At 67.2% G+C, this 19,650-nt stretch carries 17 protein-coding genes; 5 read left to right on the forward strand and 12 right to left on the reverse strand.

The features are described from left to right. Positions 1–25 precede the first annotated feature (25 nt). The 9 genes from DQG17_RS19275 to DQG17_RS19315 form a co-directional block, all read right to left on the reverse strand. Positions 26–1,099: an ABC transporter ATP-binding protein gene (locus DQG17_RS19275; protein WP_116134501.1), complete on the reverse strand. Its 1,074-nt coding sequence runs from the start codon at positions 1,097–1,099 to the stop codon at positions 26–28. A 4-nt stretch (positions 1,100–1,103) separates the two neighbouring features. Beyond that, a complete protein-coding gene (locus tag DQG17_RS19280) occupies positions 1,104–2,099 on the reverse strand; it encodes a levansucrase (protein WP_116134502.1) in 996 nt (331 codons plus the stop codon). 10 nt (positions 2,100–2,109) lie between these two features. Next, complete coding sequence (locus DQG17_RS19285) at positions 2,110–2,991, reverse strand: carbohydrate ABC transporter permease (protein WP_116134503.1); 882 nt, start codon at positions 2,989–2,991, stop codon at positions 2,110–2,112. Then, entirely contained in the window at positions 2,991–4,064 is a 1,074-nt protein-coding gene (locus DQG17_RS19290) for a carbohydrate ABC transporter permease (protein ID WP_116134504.1), read from the reverse strand. The genes DQG17_RS19285 and DQG17_RS19290 overlap by 1 nt, the downstream gene beginning before the upstream one ends. A 63-nt stretch (positions 4,065–4,127) precedes the next feature. After that, positions 4,128–5,381: an ABC transporter substrate-binding protein gene (locus DQG17_RS19295; protein ID WP_116134505.1), complete on the reverse strand. Its 1,254-nt coding sequence runs from the start codon at positions 5,379–5,381 to the stop codon at positions 4,128–4,130. Beyond that, positions 5,378–6,460 carry a LacI family DNA-binding transcriptional regulator gene (locus DQG17_RS19300; RefSeq protein ID WP_116134506.1) on the reverse strand — a complete coding sequence of 361 codons (1,083 nt, stop codon included), beginning with the start codon at positions 6,458–6,460 and terminating at the stop codon, positions 5,378–5,380. Before DQG17_RS19300 ends, DQG17_RS19295 begins: the two co-directional genes overlap by 4 nt. A gap of 229 nt (positions 6,461–6,689) precedes the next feature. After that, positions 6,690–7,685: a DUF6635 family protein gene (locus DQG17_RS19305; RefSeq protein ID WP_116134507.1), complete on the reverse strand. Its 996-nt coding sequence runs from the start codon at positions 7,683–7,685 to the stop codon at positions 6,690–6,692. Positions 7,686–7,880: 195 nt separating this feature from the next. Continuing rightward, entirely contained in the window at positions 7,881–8,891 is a 1,011-nt protein-coding gene (locus DQG17_RS19310) for an MDR family oxidoreductase (RefSeq protein ID WP_232829512.1), read from the reverse strand. After that, positions 8,888–9,556 carry a TetR/AcrR family transcriptional regulator gene (locus tag DQG17_RS19315; RefSeq protein ID WP_116134508.1) on the reverse strand — a complete coding sequence of 223 codons (669 nt, stop codon included), beginning with the start codon at positions 9,554–9,556 and terminating at the stop codon, positions 8,888–8,890. The genes DQG17_RS19310 and DQG17_RS19315 overlap by 4 nt, the downstream gene beginning before the upstream one ends. A 340-nt stretch (positions 9,557–9,896) precedes the next feature. Between DQG17_RS19315 and DQG17_RS19320 the strand changes: the two genes are divergently transcribed. After that, complete coding sequence (locus DQG17_RS19320) at positions 9,897–10,385, forward strand: cytochrome b (RefSeq protein ID WP_157973689.1); 489 nt, start codon at positions 9,897–9,899, stop codon at positions 10,383–10,385. A 12-nt stretch (positions 10,386–10,397) separates the two neighbouring features. Here the strand turns inward: DQG17_RS19320 and DQG17_RS19325 are convergent, their stop codons facing one another. Continuing rightward, the gene (locus tag DQG17_RS19325) at positions 10,398–11,639 is read right to left on the reverse strand and encodes a lytic murein transglycosylase (protein ID WP_369908088.1); all 1,242 of its coding nucleotides are present in this window, start codon (positions 11,637–11,639) and stop codon (positions 10,398–10,400) included. A 194-nt stretch (positions 11,640–11,833) separates the two neighbouring features. On the opposite strand from DQG17_RS19325, the gene htpX reads away from it, so the two are divergent. From htpX to DQG17_RS19345, 4 genes are all read left to right on the forward strand, one after another. Then, entirely contained in the window at positions 11,834–12,739 is a 906-nt protein-coding gene (htpX, locus tag DQG17_RS19330; protein ID WP_116134511.1) for a zinc metalloprotease HtpX, read from the forward strand. A gap of 96 nt (positions 12,740–12,835) precedes the next feature. Continuing rightward, positions 12,836–13,708 (forward strand): oxidoreductase, encoded by an 873-nt coding sequence (locus tag DQG17_RS19335; RefSeq protein ID WP_116134512.1) that lies wholly within the window; start codon positions 12,836–12,838, stop codon positions 13,706–13,708. A 130-nt stretch (positions 13,709–13,838) separates the two neighbouring features. Then, positions 13,839–16,352 carry a cation:proton antiporter gene (locus DQG17_RS19340; RefSeq protein WP_116134513.1) on the forward strand — a complete coding sequence of 838 codons (2,514 nt, stop codon included), beginning with the start codon at positions 13,839–13,841 and terminating at the stop codon, positions 16,350–16,352. 153 nt (positions 16,353–16,505) lie between these two features. After that, on the forward strand, positions 16,506–17,657 hold the full coding sequence (locus DQG17_RS19345) for a muconate/chloromuconate family cycloisomerase (protein ID WP_116134514.1): 1,152 nt from the start codon (positions 16,506–16,508) through the stop codon (positions 17,655–17,657). Positions 17,658–17,682: 25 nt separating this feature from the next. Here DQG17_RS19345 and DQG17_RS19350 read toward each other — a convergent pair whose 3' ends face one another. Both DQG17_RS19350 and DQG17_RS19355 read right to left on the reverse strand, forming a co-directional pair. Beyond that, entirely contained in the window at positions 17,683–18,594 is a 912-nt protein-coding gene (locus DQG17_RS19350) for a LysR family transcriptional regulator (RefSeq protein ID WP_116134621.1), read from the reverse strand. Between the two features lie 94 nt (positions 18,595–18,688). Then, the gene (locus DQG17_RS19355) at positions 18,689–19,564 is read right to left on the reverse strand and encodes a dioxygenase (protein WP_116134515.1); all 876 of its coding nucleotides are present in this window, start codon (positions 19,562–19,564) and stop codon (positions 18,689–18,691) included. Positions 19,565–19,650: the final 86 nt, after the last annotated feature.

Raw genomic sequence — 19,650 nt, forward strand, 5'->3', positions numbered from 1 at the left:
GACGCCGCACCCGCAGGGTCGGGGCTCAGCCGGCTTCGGGCAGGAACAGGCGGGCGCGGGCCGGATCGAAGGTCAGGCTGATCTCGTCGTCCGTCGAGAACAGCGCATCCTCGGGCAGCGCCGCCACCAGTTTCGAGCCGTCGGCGCGGGCGATGTCGAGGATCGTCTCGGTCCCCAGCCGTTCGGTGAAGGCGACCTTGCCATGCAGCTTGCCGGTGGCTGCGTCATGCGAGGGGGTCAGGTATTGCGGCCTTATGCCCAGAACCAGCCTGTCGCCGGCGCGGCCCGGGGTTGCGGTCGGGATCTCGACCGGATCGAGCGAGGCCGCCTCGACCACATGGCCCCTGGCGGTGGTTTCGCGCACCGTCACGTCGATCAGGTTCATGGCAGGCGAGCCGATGAAGCGGGCGACGAACAGGTTGGCGGGTTCGTGGTACAGATCCATCGGCGCGCCGATCTGCATGACCTTGCCGTCCTTCAGCACCACGATCTTGTCGGCCAGCGTCATCGCCTCGACCTGGTCGTGGGTGACATAGATCATCGTCGCATCGAGCTGCTTGTGCAGCTTGCCGATCTCCATCCGCATGTCCATGCGCAGCGCGGCATCGAGGTTCGAGAGCGGTTCGTCGAACAGGAAGACCTGCGGCTTGCGCACGATGGCGCGGCCGATGGCAACGCGCTGGCGCTGGCCGCCCGACAACTGGCTGGGGCGGCGGTCGAGCAGGTGTTCCATCTGCAGGATGCGCGCCGCCTCGTTGACCCGCTCGTTCCATTCGTCCTTCTTCACCCGGGCGATGGTCAGCCCGAAGCCGATGTTCTCGCGCACCGTCATGTGCGGGAAGATCGCATAGGACTGGAACACCATGGCGATGCCGCGTTCCTTTGGCGCGACATCGTTGACCCGGCGGCCGCCGATTTCCAGATCGCCGCCCGAGATATCCTCGAGCCCCGCGATCATGCGCAGCAAGGTGGACTTGCCACAGCCCGAGGGGCCGACGAAGACGACGAATTCGCCATCCTCGACCTCGATGTCGACGCCCTTGATGACATGGGCCTCGCCATAGCTTTTCTTCAGGTTCTTGAGGGACAGGGTTGCCATGATGTCAGTCCTCCGCGCGCCCTTGCGGCGCCTGCAGGGTCAGATTGCCGTCGGGGTCGAGCCAGACCGGCTCGGGATCCATGACATAGCCGCCAAAGTGGCCCTTGCCGCCGTCCATGAAGCCGATGATCCGCAGCCCGGCGTCGGTCTGCAGGATGCGCGCGGCATAGCGGCGGTTCGGCACTGCGCCGTCGAGGAACGGGGCCTCGGGCAGGCGGAACGGGCCGCGCGGGCTGTCGCCGACCAGATAGTGATTGCCCGACAGCGGCGGGCCGTTGCGGGCGATCTCGGCCCTCGACCAGTGGTCTGCCCCGGTGCAGAACAGGCAGAACCAGCGCCCGCCGGCCTGAAACACCTGCGGCACCTCCATCTGGCCGAAGGCGCCACCGGCAAAGACCGGCGGCTGCAGCGTCCAGGTCGTCAGGTCGGGCGAGGTGGCAAGGCCGATGGTGCCGCCTGCGTTCGGCTCGGCCAGATCGGGCAGGCGGGCGGTGAAAAACATCAGCCAGCCGTCGCCTGCGGGGTCGCGCATCACCCAGGGATCGCGCATCGCCCGGTCGTGCCAGAACCCCACCATATGCGGCACCTCGTAGTCACGGGCCGTATCCCCGACCAGATCGAGGCAGAGCCCGTCGCCCACCCGCACCCAGCTGTGCAGGTCGCGCGATGTCGCGTGGCCGATGCGCTGGTAGAGCCCGTCCTCGGCGCGGGTGGTGCCGGTATAGAACAGGTGCCACAGCCCGGCGTCGTCCTGCACCACCGAGCCGGTCCAGGTGGTGTAGTCGTCCCAGGCCGGGCCGTCGGCGGGGCCGAAACAGGTGCCAAGGTGGGTCCAGTTGGTAAGGTCCCGGCTGACCGCGTGGCCCTGGCTGACGTTGAAATGGCGCAGGTTCGGGTCGCCGAGCGATTTGTCGGCCTGCAGGAAATAGCCATGCCAGGTGTCGCCGTCGCGGGCATACCAGCTGTCCCAGATCCATTTGTCGTGAAGCGAGAGTGTCATGTCTTTGTCCTCAGCCCTTGACGCCGGTCGAGGCGATCGAGGCAATGAAGGCCCGTTGCAGGGCAAGATAGAAGGCAAGCACCGGAACCGTGATCAGGGTCAGATAGGCCATGACCTCGCCCCAGGCGATCTGAAGCTGGAAGAAGTACTGCAGCCCCACCATCACCGGGCGATAGGATTCCGATTGCACCGTGATCAGCGGCCAGATGTATTGCTCGTTGTACATCTTCAGGGTCTTCAGGATCGCGGCGGTGGCGATCACCGGCCCCGACAGCGGCATGACCACGCGGGTGTAGACCTGCCACCAGGTGGCGCCCTCGACCCGCGCCGCCTCGATCAGCTCGCGCGGCAGATCCTTGAAATACTGCACGAACAGGAACACGGTCAGCGCGTCGGCGATCCAGGGGATGATCTGCACCCGGTAGCTGTCGAGCCAGCCATAGGTGACGCCCTCGACCCCGATCCAGGGCAGTTTCGAGACGATCAGCAGCAGCGGGATGGCAATCGTCTCGAACGGAATGATCAGCGTCGCGAGCACGACGGAAAACAGCAGCCCGCGCCCGAACCAGTGCAGATAGGTGAAGGCGAAGGCCGCGAGCGAACACAGCAGAAGCGACAGCGATACCGTGATCACCGTCACCAGCACCGAATTGAACACGAACCGGCCGATCGGGGCGCGCTGGAACGCGGCCCGGTAATTGTCGAGGCTGATGTCGCCCACCGGCAGGAAGGCCCGCAGGCTGCCGGTATCGGCCAGAAGCTGATGATCGGGTTTCAGCGACGAGACGATCATGAACACGATCGGAAACAGGAAGACGACCGCCACGACGCTCAACACCAGATAGCGGCTGAGGCGTCTGAGGCCATGGTTGGCAGGATTGATCGCAGCCATCAGTTCTTCTCCCGGGTTAGCCAGCGCTGGACCAGCGAGATCGACAGCACGATCAGGAACAGGATCACCGAAATCGCCGATCCGCCGGAAATGTCCTGCTTGCCATAGCCGCGCTGGACCGCCTGGAAGACCAGTGTCTGGGTGGCGTCGCGCGGGCCGCCGTTCGTCATCACGTCGACCTGTGCGAAGATCGCGAAGGCCTGCATGGTGATGACGATCAGGATCAGCACCGCGGTGTTGCGCAGTCCCGGCCAGGTGACATGGCGGAAGGTCTGCCAGGGGCTCGACCCCTCGATCCGGGCGGCCTCGTAGAGCGTCGGGCTGATCGTTTGCAGCCCCGACAGCCAGATCACCATGTGAAACCCGACCGCCTGCCAGATCGACATTGCGATGATGGCGCCAAGGGCGGTCGAGGGGTTTCCCAGCCAGTCGACCGGCCTGAACAGGCCGAAGCTGAGCACCGAGAGGATGTTGTTCAAAAGCCCGTTGTCGCCCGAATAGATGAACCGCCAGAGCAGCGAGACGACGACGATCGAGACCACGACCGGCATGAAATAGATCGTTCGGAAGACGTTGATGCCGCGCAGCCGCTGGTTGATCAGCAGTGCCAGCAGCAGGGCAAGGCCCGCCTGCAACGGGGCGACGATCAGCACGAAGGTGAAGGTGTTGACCAGCGCCTTCATGAACACGACGTCCTTGGCCACGACGACCTTTTGGGTGTCGCCCGACTGCCAGCGGAACCATTCCCGCATCCCGTCAAGCCGGGGATGATCGGGGTTGTTGCGGGTGAAGTTGCGCACGCGGGGATAGTCCGGCGTGCCGTCCGCCCCGCGCAGGATCTGGCCGCCCGCGTCGCGTTCGGGTTCGAGCGTGATCACGCCAAGGCCCAGCAGGTCGCGGTAATTCGCCAGCCCCACGAAGGCTGTCGGATTGGGCGAGATCAGGCGCTGGTTGGTCAGCGACAGCCCGAAGGCAAAGAAGAACGGGACGATGATGAAGAGTGCGATCAGACCGAAGCCGGGCAGCGCAAAGGCCCATCCGGCACGGTTCGATCGTGTGAGCTTCGACGCCATGGCCGGCCCCCCGATTGGATTGCGGCGGGCCCCGCGATGCGCGGGACCCGGTGTGGCAAGGGATCAGTGGCCGTAGCCGTCGTTCTTCTGGATGTCGGCGTCGATCTCGTCGGCGGCGGCATCGAGGCTGTCGATCACGTCGGCACCGTTGGCGATGTCTGCGACCGCCTTTTCGAAGACCTTCGCCATCACGACATAGCCGGGCGAGACCGGGCGGATCAGTGCCTGCTGTTCGGACAGGTCATAGAACACCGCCATGTCGCCATCGGGGCCATAATGCTTGCTGGCGGCGGCGGCCGTCGCGGTCGCGGGGACCAGCCCCAGCGTATCCGAGAAGGCGGTGATATAGCGGTCTTGCATCAGGTGTTCGATGAAGGCGCGCGCGCCGTCGGGATGCTCGGAGGTGGCCGCGATGCCGAACTGCCAGGAGCCTGCGCCGATCTTCGGGCCATGGCCGAAATCGGGCGCGGGCAGGAACAGCACGTCGTCGCCGAAGGCGTCGAGCACGGTTGCGGCCGTCCAGTTTCCGTTCCAGGTGATCGCATATTTGCCGTCGAGGAAGCCGGTATCGCGCGAGGCCGGATCCTGGCCTGTGCCCGGTGTCATGTCATTGGCAAACAGCGCCTGCCACCATTCGCCAAAGGCGATCCCGGCGTCGCCGTTCAGCACGCCATCGGCAGATTGATAGCCGTCGCGATCGACGATATCGCCGCCAAAGCTCTGCAGGAACGGGCTGAAGGCATAGGGATACCATTCCCCGGTCCAGGCCATGCCGACGTCGAGCGGATAGTCGAAATCGCCCGAGGCCTTCAGTGTGGCAAGGACCTCGTCGAACTCGTCGCCGGTCCAGGGCTGGTCGAGCGTCGGGATGCGGATGCCGTATTTCTCCAGCGTCGACTTGCGCGTCATCATCGCGACCGCGGCGTCCCAGAGACCGACGGAATAGATCTGGCCGTCCCAGCGGCCGACGGTCGAGGGCAGGAACGCGGCAACCTGCGCCTCGTCGAGCCCGAGCGGCTGCAGATAGCCCGACCAGGCCCAGTTCGGCATCACCGGGCCATCGACGTCGAGGATGTCGGGCAGGCTGCCCCCCAGCGCACCGGCAACGACCGAGTCGTTATAGGCGATCTGCGGAAACGACTGCATGACCACGGTCCAGTCGCTTTGACTGGCGTTGAAATCCTCGATGGCGCCTTTCAGGATCGCCGCCTCTTCCTCGTTGCCGGCGCCGTGATACCACATCGAGATTTCGGTCTGGGCCTGGGCCACACCGGAGACAAGCGCAAGCGCGCCTGCAAGCGTCAGGGTCAGTTTCATGGGGTTCCTCCTCCCTCGGGTTCAAAATCGGGGTCGCAAAGTTCGGTCGCCAGGACCGAGCTGCGCCAGCGGACCGGGCCGTTCAGCAGCGTCGGCGGCATCGGCCCTGGCGCCTCGTCGGCGATCAGGCGCAGCAGCTTGCGCGCGGCCTCGGCCCCCATCGCGTGATAGGGCAGTTCGACCGTGGTCAGCGGCGGATAGAGCGACTCGGCGATCAGCCGGTAATTGTCATAGCCGCAGACCGACATCCGGCCCGGCACCTCGATCCCGCGCGAGCGCAGGATGCCATAGGCCTGCATCGCCATCTTGTCGTTGCCGCAGCACAGCACCGTCGGCGGCGCATCGAGGGCGAGCAGCGCGTCGATCACCTGCGCCAGACGCAGCGCGTCCTGCTCGCGCCCCGGCAGTTCGGCCGGCTGCAGCAGTGCGGGGTCGATCGTCAGCCCCGCGGCGGCATGGGCATCGCGATAGCCCTCGATCCGCAGCCCGGTCGCGATCAGCGCGTCGGGCAGGGCCAGATAGGCGATGCGCCGGTGCCCGGCCCGGATCAGTTTCGACACCAGCGCGCGCTGGCCCGCCCGGTCGTCTGGGATGACCGCGGGCGTGCCGGCATCGTCAAAGCAATTGGCGAGGACCACGGGGCTGTCGCCCGAAACCGGCGGCAGCGCGATCTTCTGGTGGTGGGGGGCGACATAGATCAGCCCCTCGACCCGGTATTGCAGGAACGAGCGCACCAGCCCCGGCACCGTGGCGGCGTTGCCGCCGGTATCGGCGATCATCAGCGTCATGGCCGAGGCCGTCATGACCTGCTGGATGCCCTGCACGATCTGCAGGTCGGGCAGGCCGCCCGGCTTGCCGTCATGTGCCGCCGAGATCGCGCCGGTGACCAGACCGACAATGCCCGAGCGGTTCGACCGCATCATCCGCGCCGCGCTGGAGGGCACATAGCCGAGGCTGGTCATCGCCTGTTCGATGGTCTCGCGGGTTCTGGCGTTCACCGGCGCGTCGCCGTTCAGCACCCGCGACACGGTCTTGGCCGAGACATTGGCAGCCTTCGCAACGTCGTGGATGGTCGCCATCTGGTCCCCCCGGCCATGGTGTCATCGCGGCATGTCATCGGTGTCATGTCACCGATGACATGCCAGAGTCCGGTGCATGAGTCAACAAATTTGGCGGCGATCCGGCAGTCCGGATCGGCCGTCCTTCAGGGGCAAAAGGGCAGGGGGCCTTGCAACGGCGTGCGTGCGACAGCCGCGCCGCGGGCGGGCGGGTGGGGCGGGGATGGGTGTGAAACCGGTCGGCCCGGGGTCAGCCCCGGAACAGGCGGGTCAGGCTCGTTGCGGCATCCCAGACGTCGAACAGGCGGGCATAGTAATGTTCGCGGGCGACAAAGCCCTTGCGCGCGAAACCCTCGACATCGCCCTGAAGCGCATCGATCAGGCGCAGCAGCCGCCGCCGATGGATTCCGAGCCGGTGCTGAACCGGGTCGGCGACAACGCCCGCGAAGGCCGCGGCGAGCGAGGCGATCATCACCAGCACCACGATGGTGCCCGCGGTCAGCGGCGCCGAGGCACCGACCGGGAACATCCCGTACCAGGCGGTGCCAAGGGTCTGGCCGAGCGGGAATTCGGCGACCGCCGTGCCATGCGCGACCGCATCCGCCAGATTGGGCGCGATCGAGATCACGCCGGGCGTCAGGCTGTGGAAGGTCAGCGCACCAACCCCAAGCGTGCAAAGGGCTGTCGTCATTTCGGCCACGGCCGAACGGCTGCCGGCGTATTCGCCAAGCGACCGCGCCATGCGCCGCGCCAGCGCCTCGGCCCCGGCAGGGTCGATCCGGGTTTGCAGCGCCTCGCCCAGCAGGGGAGAGGTCAGAAGCGTCTGGGCCAGCACCGCCTTCGGGTCGATCTTCTCGCCCTCGGGCAGCGGGATCTCGAACAGATCGGTCAGCACCAGCGCCTCGATCCGGTGCGAGAGGCGGGTGGGCAGCATGATGTGCCGCTGGTCGAGCCAGCGCGCCGAAGCCACAAGGCCGAGCCGCCCGCAGAGCGAGGCGACCATGCCCTTGACCACATGCACCGGCGAGAGGGCGATATTGACCGGCGCGCGCAGGATGTCCCAGCCCGCCGCCGTACGGTGCAGCCGCAGCGTTCCGCGCAGCGTGAAGTTCCGGGTCACGAAGCCATCGACCCGCGCCCGCCGCGTATCGAAATAACGCGCGATGGCCTCGTCCAGCGCGGCATCGGCGGCGCTGGCGGCCAAGGGGGGCCGGGGATCTGCGGGGCTTGGATCTGTCTGGGCCATGGTTGCGCGTCGGCTGTCCTGTTGTCCGTCCCGGTCGTTGCGAATGCAAAATGCCGGTCCGGCGGGGCGGTCACTTCAACGTGGGGGGCGCGCGCAGCCGTTCAAGACGGCCGGAGGAATTCCCCCCGCCGGGCCGGCGGCTTCCTGCCCGCCGGTCCCGCGTCGCTGACGCTCCTGCCGCCGAACCCCCGCCGCTCAGCCCAGATCGGGCCGGATCGGCACCACGATGCGGCCACGCACCTTGCCCTCGAGGAACTGCGGCGCGGTCTCGATCACCTTGTCGAAGGCGACCTCGGTCACCATCGAGTCGAGCGTTGCCATGTCGAGGTCGCTCGCCAGCCGCGCCCAGGCCGCCACCCGTTCGGGACGCGGGCACATCACGCTGTCGACCCCGCGCAGCGTGACCCCGCGCAGGATGAAGGGCGCGACCGAGGTCGGCAGGTCCATGCCGCCCGCGAGCCCGCAGGCCGCAACCACGCCGCGGTATTTCATCATCGACAGCACATTGGCCAGAACCGTACTGCCGACCACATCGACCGCCCCGCCCCAGCGTTCCTTGTTCAGCGCCCGGGGCTTGCCGGTCAGCTCCGCCCGGTCGACGATGCTGGCCGCGCCAAGCGAGGTCAGATAGCCCGCCTCGTCCGGCCGTCCGGTGACCGCGGCGACGGTATAGCCCTTGGCGGCCAGAAGCGCGGTCGCGACGCTGCCGACCCCGCCCGAGGCGCCGGTCACCACGACCTCGCCCAGATCGGGCGTGACACCGGCCTGTTCCAGCGCGATCACACAGAGCATGGCGGTATAGCCCGCGGTGCCGATCGCCATGGCGTGGCGCATCGAGATGGCCTCGGGCAGCGGCACCAGCCAGTCGCCGCGGACATGGGCGCGCCCGGCAAGCCCGCCCCAGTATTTCTCGCCGACGCTCCAGCCGTTCAGCACCACGCGGTCGCCCGCGGCATAATCGGGATGGCGGCTGTCGGCGACGATGCCGGCAAAGTCGATGCCGGGCACCATGGGAAAGTTGCGCACGACGGGCGCGCTGCCGGTGATTGCCAGCGCATCCTTGTAGTTCAGGGTCGAATAGGCGACGTCGACCGCCACCTCGCCATCGCTCAGCGCGGGCAGGTCGATCTGCGTTCGCGCGACACGCTGGCCGTTGTCGTCCTTGTCGATCAGGATCGCGTCGGTCTTTGGCATCGTATCGGTCATGGTCTGTCTCCGTACAGTTCGAGCAATTGGAAGAACCCGTCGGCAAAGCGGCGCAACGGGTCTGGCCGGCGTTCAAGCTTGGCGCGCAGAACCGCGCCTTCCCAGCCGGTCCAGAAAAACGCGGCAAGCTGCACCGGGTCGTGCTGTGCGCCGATCTGGCCTGCGGCCTGTGCGGCGGCAAGGCAGGCCGCGGTGCGCGCCTGCCAATCCTCCAGCACCGCGATCAGGTCGGCGCGGAAATCCTCGGGCAGGGCGCCCATCTCCTGACCCAGCGTGCCGATCAGGCAGCCGCGGCGAAACCCGTGCCGCGCCATCCCGGCCTCGGCGTCCTGGGCAAAGGCGCGCAGCCGGTCGAGCGGGTCCATCGACCCGTCCAGCAGGAAACGGTCGAGCCGCGCCGCGAAATAGACGCGATAGGTCGCCACGAGTTCGCGGCCGAATGCCGCCTTGGTGGGGAAATAGTGATAGAAACCGCCCTTTGGCACGCCGGCATGGCGCAGGATCTCGTCGATCCCGACGGCGGAAAAGCCCTTTTCGGTCAGCTGTTCCAGGCCGCTGCGGATCAGCCGCTGGCGGGTTTCGGCCTCGGCCGGTGCCCGTGGCGGCCGCCCGCGTCGCCGCGGTGCGTCCTGAGTGTCGTCCCGAGGGTCCTGAGTCCGGTCCATGCGATTTATTAGACTGATCGGTCTGTAAAGTAAACCGGGGGATTCGGGATGCGTACGCGGCTGCGACCCATCCGCGCCCACGCCGCCGCCGCGCCCGGTGCCGGAAAACGCGCGCGCCACTCCGGGGGGCATCGCATGTCGAAAAAGGCATATGTTTATCAAGGACATGTATCGGCCGGTGCCGCCGGAAGCGCCGCTTCCTGCGTCAGACCCGTGCGGGTCCGGCAGAAGGCTGCTGAAATCCGGCGTCGCGGACAATGGACAGGCGGCAAGGATTGCGCGACGGATACCTGCGCGCCGGCCGTTCAGCCACTGCGTACGCCCGACAAGGAGGCATGTCATGGCACCGTCCCAAGGGACCGAACTCTATTCACCGCTGCAAAAGTGGCTGCACTGGGCTGTCGTGGGCCTGTTGCTGCTGCAATACCTGTTCTTCGACGGCATGGGCCGGCCGTTCCACCGACTGATGGAAACCGGCACGCCCAGCTATACCCCGACCGTGGTCATCCACATTACCATCGGCGTCGCCGTGCTGGTGCTGGCGGCCTGGCGCCTGGCCCTGCGGGTGAACCATGGCGCGCCGCCGCCGCCCGAATCCGAACCCGAATTCGCGAAAGTGGCCGCGAAATGGACCCATGTCGGGCTGTACGTCATGCTGTTCGCGCTGCCGCTGGTTGGCGGGGCTGCCTGGTTCAAGCCGAGTGCGACGCTGGCCGATCTTCATGCCGTTGGCACCAACGTACTGCTGGGGCTCGCCGGGCTGCATGTCGCCGGGGCGCTGGTGCACCAGTTCTGGTGGCGCACCGGGCTGCTCGGTCGGATGATCTGAGCGACCGGAGGTTCAGCGCACCAGCTGGGCCTTCATGGCCGTTTCGGGAAAGCAGGTCGCGGGGCGGCCTGTCGCCTCCTGCCAGCGGCCGATGGAGCGCCGGGTCTTGAACCCCGGCAATCCGTCGGCGCCCCCGACATCATGGCCCATGGCTTCGAGCGTCCGCTGCATCGCCGCCACGTCCGAGCGGTATAGCCCGCCGACCGCGCCCCAGCGGGCGGTGAAATCGCCCGAACCGTACTCGATGCGGTCGCCGACGTGGCCGACGAACAGGGCGTAGAGATCGCTCATGTTATAGTCCTTCAGCACATAGAAGTTCGGCGTGACGATGAAGGCCGGGCCATTGCGGCCCGCGGGCATCAGCAGATAGCCCTCGGCGCGCCGCTCGGCCTCGGGGAAGGGCCGGCCCGAGACGCGGGCGATCCCCATCGCCTCCCAGTCGCGGATCTTGCGGCCCTGATCGGGGCCTTCGAGCGTGCACGAGACCGCAGGCGGCACGGTGACCTCGAACCCCCAGTCGCGGCCCGCCACCCAGCCATGCCGGGCCAGATAATTGCCGATCGAGGCGATGGTGTCGGCGTCCGAGCGCCAGATGTCGTCGCGCCCGTCGCCATCGCCATCGGCGGCGTATTTCAGAAAGCTCGACGGCATGAACTGCGGCTGGCCGAGCGCACCGGCCCAGCTGCTTTTCATCGCGCGTTCGGGCGCGTGCCCGGCCTCGGCGATCTGCAGCAGGGCGACCAGTTCGTCGGTGAAATAATCGGCGCGCGTGCTCATGAAGCCCTTGGTGCCCAGCACCTCGAAGGCGTCATAGGGGATCGCGACGCGGCCATAGCCGCTTTCGCGGCCCCAGATGCCAAGGACGATGCGGCCGGGCACGCCGGTCTGCGCCTCGACCCGCGCGAGCGTCGCGGCATGGCGGCTGGCCATCTGGCGGCCGACCGAGGTTGCACCGTCGACCGAGCCGCGGTTGAAATACTTGCCCGGCGCGCCGAACTCGGCCTGGCGCTGCTGCTTCGGGGTCTGCGGTCTGGTTCCCGGCGGCACCAGATCGGGCAGGTCCCAGTTGAGCGTGACACCCTGAAACGCGGTGTCGAAGGTCTGGCGGCTGACGCCCTTGGCCCTGGCCCGCGGCCAGATTGTCTGATCGAGCCAGACATGGAACTGCCGTTCGGTGGCGGCGCGGTCCTGCGCCAGCGCGGGCTGGGCCAGAGCGGAGAGGGAAATCAGAAGGACAAGGATGAGGTAGTGCAGGCGCACGTCGCGGGCTCCGGTGGGATCTGGGGCATTGCGCCCGGCGGGCGGGCACGTCCCGGCGCATCCTGACCGGCGTTCGGCGGCTCGGCAAGGCGCTGAACGCCGCGACCGGGGAGGCCACGATTGCACCGCGCCGATGGCTTTCTATATGTCTGTCTGTGCCGCGGATCGGCGGAAGACGGAGGTTCACGATGGGGTATGTCAGGACGGCCCTGCTGATGGCGGCGATGACGGCGCTGTTCATGGGGATCGGCTATCTTCTGGCGGGCTCGGGGGGGATGCTGATCGCCCTTGTCATGGCGGGGGGCATGAACGCCCTGACCTGGTGGAAGTCCGACCAGATGGTGCTGCGGATGCACAACGCCCAGCCGGTCGCGCCGAACGACCGTGCCGGTCTGTCGGATCTGGTCGCCGGGCTGGCGCGGAACGCGGGCCTGCCGATGCCGGCGGTCTATGTGATCGACACGGACCAGCCCAATGCCTTTGCCACCGGGCGCAACCCGCAGAATGCCGCCGTCGCGGTGACGACGGGTCTGATGCGCAGCCTTTCGCGCGAGGAGCTGGCGGGCGTCATCGCCCACGAACTGGCCCATATCCGCAATCACGATACCGCGATCATGACGGTCACCGCGACCTTCGCCGGGGCGATCACCATGCTGGCCAACTTCGCGCTGTTCTTCGGCGGGCGGCGCGACGAGGGGCCGGGGATCGCCGGCACGCTGGCGCTGATGATCCTCGCGCCGATGGCGGCGGGGCTGGTGCAGATGGCCATCAGCCGGACCCGCGAATATTCCGCCGACAAGGCGGGCGCCGAGATCTGCGGCCAGCCGCTGTGGCTCGCCTCGGCGCTGGAACGCATTCAGGCGGGCGCTGCGCAGATCGACAATGACGCCGCCGAACGCAACCCGGCTACGGCGCATATGTTCATCATCAACCCGCTGCATGCGCACGCCCGCCACAGCCTGTTCGCAACCCACCCCTCGACCGAAAACCGGGTCGCGGCGCTGCGCCGGATGGCGGCCGGATCGTCCCGCGCCGCGCGCGCGCCGGCCCCGGTCCAGGCGGTGCGCAAGGCGCAGAAGGGGCCTTGGGGATAACGCAAGGGCAGGCGCGCGGCGGGCGGATTGGCGGCAAGGCGGCCCTTAACAACAAGGCGCCGAGCCGCCATATCTTTGGCGACAAGGAGGTCCGTCATGAAAAATCACCCCCCCGCACATGCTGCCGGACGCTTCACCTTTCCCGGCACCGGGATCACCGTGAACCGGATGGGCTTTGGCGCGATGCAGCTTGCCGGCCCGCATGTGTTCGGCGAACCTGCCGATCCTGACGAGGCGCGCAGCGTTCTGCGCGAGGCGCTGGCGCTCGGCGTCGATCATATCGACACCAGCGATTTCTATGGCCCCCATGTCACCAACCGGCTGATCCGCGAGGCGCTTTATCCCTATCCTGCCGGCCTGACGCTGGTGACCAAGATCGGCGCCTGGCGCGACGACAAGGGCGGCTGGATCCTCGACCGCAGCCCGGAGTTTCTGCGCAAGTCTGTCGAGGACAATCTGGAACGGCTCGGGCTCGAGCAGATGGCCATCGTCAATCTGCGCATGGAAGGGCCCGGGGATGACATCGCCGCGCCGATGCAGACCATGCGCCAGCTTCAGGAAGACGGGCTGATCGCGCATATCGGCGTCAGCACGGTCGATGCGGCGCAGGTGAAGATCGCGCGCGACATTGCGCCGGTCGTGTGCGTGCAGAACCACTATAACCTCGTGCACCGCGATGACGACGCGCTGATCGACGCGCTGGCCGCCGACGGCATCGCCTATGTGCCCTATTTCCCGCTGGGCGGCTTCACGCCGCTGCAGACCGAGGAACTGAGCCGGGTGGCCGAGGAGCTTGGCCGGACGCCGCAGGCCGTGGCACTGGCCTGGCTTTTGCAGCGCAGCCCGAACATCCTGCTGATCCCCGGCACCTCGCGGCGCAGCCACCTGCACGACAACATCTCGGCCGCGGGGCTGTCGCTGAGCGATGCCCATATTGGCCGGCTGGACGCCATTGCCGGAATGAGCTGACCGCCGCCGGCCCCGACCCCGGCCCTGGCCGGGCAGGGGGCCTGTGGCAGATTTCCATTCTGCCGATTCCATTCCGTCCAATCGTCTGCTTGTCATTTCCTGCCGCCGAAATGCCGGGTATCAGACAGGCATGGACATCATGCTTATCACCGCGATCATCGCGTCGCTGTTTCTTGTCATTGGCGCGGCCGAACCGCTGGCGGCGCGTTTGCGGCTGCCCTATGGCGTGATTCTGGCCGTTCTGGGCATCCTGATCGCCGCGGGCGCGACGGTGATCCTGCGCACCACGCTGACCAATGCGCTCGACCCGGTGGCGGCGGCCATCGTCAGCCTGCCGATCCGGTCGAACGTCTTCCTCTATGTCTTCCTGCCGACGTTGCTGTTTCAGGCGACGCTGGGGATGAACCTGCGCCGGATGCTGGACGACTGGGTGCCGATCCTTGTTCTGGCCATCGTCGCGGTCGTGGTTGCCACGCTGTCGGTGGGCTTTGCGCTGTCCTTTGTCAGCACGCTGCCGCTGGCCGCGTGCCTGCTGATCGGCGCCATCGTCTCGACCACCGATCCCTCGGCCGTGGTCAGCATCTTCCGCTCGATCTCGGCGCCGCGGCGGCTGGCGCGGATCATCGAGGGCGAAAGCCTGCTGAACGACGCCGCGGCCATCGCGCTGTTCGGGATGTTCATGGGCTATGTGATGCTGGGCGTGCCCGACCCGACGCTGGGCGATTCGCTGCCGCGGTTTCCCTTTCTGATCGTCGGCGGCGCGCTGTCGGGCTGGGTTGCGGCGCGGATCGCGGCGGGGATCATGGCGCTGTTCTCGCGCTATGAGATGGCGCAGATCTCGGTCTCGGTCGCGCTGCCCTATCTGGCCTATATCGGATCCGAACAACTCGTCGGCGCCTCGGGGGTGATTGCGGTGGTGGCCGCGGGGATGACGCTGAACCTGATCTGGCCCGGGCGGCTGGCGCCGCAGGCCTGGGTGAACATGACCGAGGTCTGGGGGCTGCTGGCGCATTGGGCGGGGGCGCTGATCTTTATCCTTGCCGCGCTGCTGATCCCGCGCCTGCTGGAGGCGGTGCGGGTCGAGGATTTCGCGCTGATCGCGGTCGTGATTGTCGCCGCCACCGCCGCGCGGGCGGTGATCCTGTTCGGGCTGATGCCATTGCTGTCGGCGCTGAAGCTGTCGCCCGTGGTGGAGCGGCCCTATCGCACCGCGATCCTCTGGGGCGGGCTTCGCGGGGCGGTGACGCTGGCGCTGGCGCTGGCGGTCACCGAAAGCTTCCGGGTGCCGCTCGAGGTCAAGCGTCTGGTCGGTATCCTGGCCACCGGATACACGCTGTTCACGCTGATCGTGCAGGGCACGACGCTGCGGCTGGTGATCGGGTGGCTCGGGCTCGACCGGCTGTCGCCGATCAATCAGGCGCTGTCGAACCAGGTCATCGCGGTCGCGTTGCAGACCGTGCGCGAGGATGTCGCGAAGATGGCCGAGAATTACGAGCTGACCCACGAGATCGTCCGCGCCGAGGCCAAGCGCTTTGGCGAGCGGCTCGACGGGGCGGTGAAGGCGGCCGAGGAGGGCGGCGAGATCCTCGACCGCGACCGTATCACGCTGGGTCTGATCGTGCTGGCCGGGGCCGAGCGCGACAATATCCTGCGGCGGGTGCGCGAAAGGTCGATCTCGGCGCGGATCGCCGAACAGGTGGTGTCGGATGCCGACCACCTGATCGAGGCAACCCGGCTTGGCGGGCGCAGCGGCTATTCCCGCGCCGCCCGCAAGAGCGTCGGCTATGGCCAGTCGTTCCGGCTGGCGCTGTTCCTGCACAACCGTCTCGGCCTGTCGCGGACGCTGGCGCGGATGACCGCCGACCGCTTCGAGCTGCTGCTGTCGCAGCGCCTGACCCTGCGCGACCTCGACGGCTTCATCGACGGCCGGATCCGGCGCATTCACGGCCGCCGCGTTGCCGATCTGCTGCACGAACTGCTGGCCCGGCGGATCGAGATGGTGGACACCGCGGTCGACGGGCTGCGCCTGCAATACCCCGGCTATGCCGAGGTTCTGGAGCGCCGGTTCATCCTGCGCACCGCGCTCAGGCTCGAGGAACGCGAATATGCGGCCATGCGCGAGGACGGGCTGGTCGGGGCCGAGCTTCATACCGCGCTGATGCAGGACATTGCGGCGCGGCGCGCCAAGGCCGAAAGCCGCCCCAAGCTCGACCTCGGGGTGCAGCGCAGCAAGCTGGTGCAGCAGTTCCCGCTGTTCGCCGATTTCGACGCCGAGGCGCTGAAACGTCTGAGCAGGGTGCTTGTCACCCGCTATGTCGACGAAGGCACGGTGCTGTTTCGCAAGGACAGCCCGGCGAAAAGCGTCTATTTCATCGCCTCGGGCGCGGTCGAGCTGGAAAGCGCGGGCCAGACCCTGCGGCTGGGACGCGGCGAGATGTTCGGCCAGATGGCGATCCTGCTGCAAAAGCCGCGCCGCGCGGTGGTGCGGGCGATTGCGCCCTCGACCCTGCTGGTGCTGGACGAAACCCGATTTCGCCGCATGCTGAAACGCAGCCCGAGGTTGCAGAAAGCGGTGCGCGACAGCGCCGAAAAGCGCGGCATCGCGCCCGAAATGCTGCTGGAGGAAGACTCGAAGGCCGCCTGACCGGGGCGTGCCGACGGGGGTCAGAGGCGGGCAGGGAGGGCAGATCGCCCGGACCCTGCCGCGGGTATTGCTTCAGACCGAGCGGGTATTGGACAGCGCCCCCCGAAGCCGGGCATTTTCGGTGCGGACGCACAGGGGGTTCCGGGGCCGGACATGACGAAAATCGACAGCATCACGACCCGGATCATCGACCTGCCGACCATTCGCGGCCATGTGCTGTCGATGACCACCATGGTGGTGCAATCCATCGTTCTGGTGCAGGTCCGGTTTTCGGACGGCTCGACGGGTCTGGGCGAGGGCACCTCGATCGGCGGCCTGAGCTATGGCGCGGAAAGCCCCGAAAGCATCAAGGCCGCCATCGACACCTATATCGCGCCGCTGCTGGAAGGCTGTAATGCCGACAATATCAACCATGTCCGGACGCTGATCGAAAAGGCGGTGCGCGGCAATCCGATCGCCCGCTGCGCGGTCGAGATCGCGCTGTGGGACGGACTTGGCAAGCGGCTCGGCGTGCCGGTCGCGGCGCTGTTCGGCGGCACGGTTCACGAGGCGATGGATGTCGCCTGGACGCTGGCCTCGGGCAATTCCGACCATGACATCGCCGAGGCCGAAGACATGCTGGCGCGCCGCCGCCACCGCCAGTTCAAGCTGAAGATCGGCAAGCGCGCGGTGCGCGAGGACATTGCCCATGTCGCCCGGATCTGTGCCGCCGTGGGGGATCGCGCCATGATCACCGTCGATGTCAATCAGGCCTGGGATCTGCACGATGCCCGCTGGGGCCTGGCCGGGCTGCAGGAGATCGGTGTTGCCATGGTCGAACAGCCCATCGACGCCCGGATGCGCGACCGGTTGAAGGCGCTGACCGACGGCTACGAGATCGCGGTGATGGCCGACGAGGCGCTGCAGGGGCCGGTCGATGCGCTGCAGCTTGCCTGCAACCGGGGTGCGGATGCCTTCGCGGTCAAGATCGCCCAGTCGGGCGGGCTGAAGCGTGGCGCCGACGTGATCGCGATTGCCGAGGCCGCGGGCCTCGGGATCTATGGCGGCACCATGCTGGAGGCGGGCATCGGCACCGCGGCGGCGCTGCATCTGTTCTCGACCGTCGAAAAGATGCGCTGGGGTACCGAACTGTTCGGCCCGCTGCTGTTCAAGGACGAGATCCTGGCGACCCCGCTGCGATATGCCGATTTTCAGGTCCACCTGCCCGAAGGCCCGGGCCTTGGCGTCGCGCTCGACGAGGACAAGGTCGCGCATTTCTGCCGCGACCGGGTCAAGCCGGTGCGGCTGTCCGTGACCAACGGCTGAACAACCCTGCGGGTCGCGACCCGGCTCAGCCCTGCGTGCCGCGGTCGTCCAGAAGGCTGCGTGCGACCGTCTGGGCCATCTTGACGAAATTGCGCACATGCACGCCCTGTTCGTCGATCCGGTGGTTGATCGACAGCTCGGTGGTGCCAAGCGCCGGTTCGAAGGGCAGAAACCGGATGCCGTGGCGCTGTGCCGTCCCGACCGATTCAGGCACCACGCAGACGCCCTCGCCAATCGCGACAAGGCTCAGCGCGGTTTGCAGATCCATGGTGAAGACCCGGTTCTGAACGCTCATCCCCTGCGCCTCGCAGAGCCCCAGCACCAGATCGGCATAGCTCGGCCGGGGATATTCGGGATAGAGGATGAAGGCCGCGTCCCGCAGGGCGGCCAGTGTCACGTGGCGGCGGTTGCCGGTGTCGAACGTGTCGGGCGCGGCCAGCACCAGCGGCTCGTCGCGCAGCTTCAGCCTGGCCAGGTCGGCATCCTGCAGGGCAGGGCGGGCAAAGGCCACGTCGATCTCGCGGCTGATCAGCATCCGGTGCAACTGGGCATTGTTCATCGGCAAGAGGCTGAGCGAGATCTGCGGATAATGGGCGCGGAACGATTTGATGATGTTGGGCAGGATGCCATAGGTCGATGACCCGACAAAGCCGATCCGCAGCCGGCCCTCGGCGCCCTGTCCGATGCGGCGTACCTCGAGCCTTGTATCGGCGATCAGATCGAGGATGGTCTTGCCGCGGGTCTGCAACCGCTCGCCCGCCTGGGTCAGGGTGATCGCGCTGCGGCCGCGGTTGAACAGCGTCGCGCCGATCTCGGCCTCGAGCTGCATGATCTGGCGCGACAGCGGCGGCTGCGCGATCCCCAGCCGTTCGGCGGCGCGGCCGAAATGCAGTTCCTCGGCCACGGCCATGAAATACTTGAGCTGCTTGAGGTTCATCTCGGCCATGCCTGCAGGCTAGGGGAAGAGCCGCCAAAGAAGAAGGGCCCCCGGGGTGCCCCGGAAGCCCGTCGCGCCGCAAGGCGCGCTGTCGCTATTCGGCGGCCATCGACGCGGCGGCGGCCTTTTCCTTCAGCACGAAATCGAATTTCACATAAAGGTCGTCGTGCATCTCGTCCGGCGCCTTCTGGAATTCGGCGACAAGGCTGTCCTTGACCGCAAAGACCGAGTCGTTGTCGAGCCACGCGCTGCTTGAATCATAGACCTGGCTGATCAGCGGCCGGAAGCCATCCTTGCTGAGGATGAAGTGCATGTGGCCGGGGCGGTTCGGGTGATGGCCCATAAAGCGCAGCAATTCGCCCGCGGTCTCGTTGTCGGGGATCGGATAGGGCACCGGGCGCAGCGCGCGGAAGGCATAGCGCCCCTCGGCATCGGTCTCGAACCGGCCACGGAGGTTGTATTCGGGCTGGTCGGGGTCGTGGTTTTCGTAAAGCCCGTTCGGCGCATCCTCCCACACGTCGAGCGTGACGCCGGCAAGCGGATTGCCGGCGGTGTCGCGCACGACGCCCTCGAAATAGACGGTCTCCTCGTCATCGAAATGCTTTTGCACCGTCGAGGCGCCATGGGGCAGGACCGGCGGGTTGTCGCGATAGAACGGGCCGAGCACGGTGCTGACGCTTTCGGGGCCTTCGACCACGTTGGTCAGCATGTCGACCAGAACCTCGACGCCGAGGATGTCGCCGAGCAGGATGAACTCCTGACGCTTGTCCGAACAGGTCTGGCCGGCACGGGCGAGATAATCGCAGGCGGCCAGAAACTCGCCATGCTGCAGCTTCACGTCCTTGCAGAAACCGTGCAGGTGCCGGATCAGCGAGGTCATGATCTCGCGCTGACGATCGTCGATTGCGCCGCTTTCGCCAAGCGAGGCGATGACGACGTCGGTGACGTTCTCGAGGGTTACGTTGGGCATTGCTTCTCCTCCCAGAAGACTGCTGCGGGGCATCTCCCGTGCCGCCACAGCGCACTGGCGCCAATTTCGCGCAAGGCAGGCATCGA

The organism is Tropicimonas sp. IMCC34043, from assembly GCF_003390845.1.
In the GTDB taxonomy this organism is placed as follows: domain Bacteria; phylum Pseudomonadota; class Alphaproteobacteria; order Rhodobacterales; family Rhodobacteraceae; genus Tropicimonas.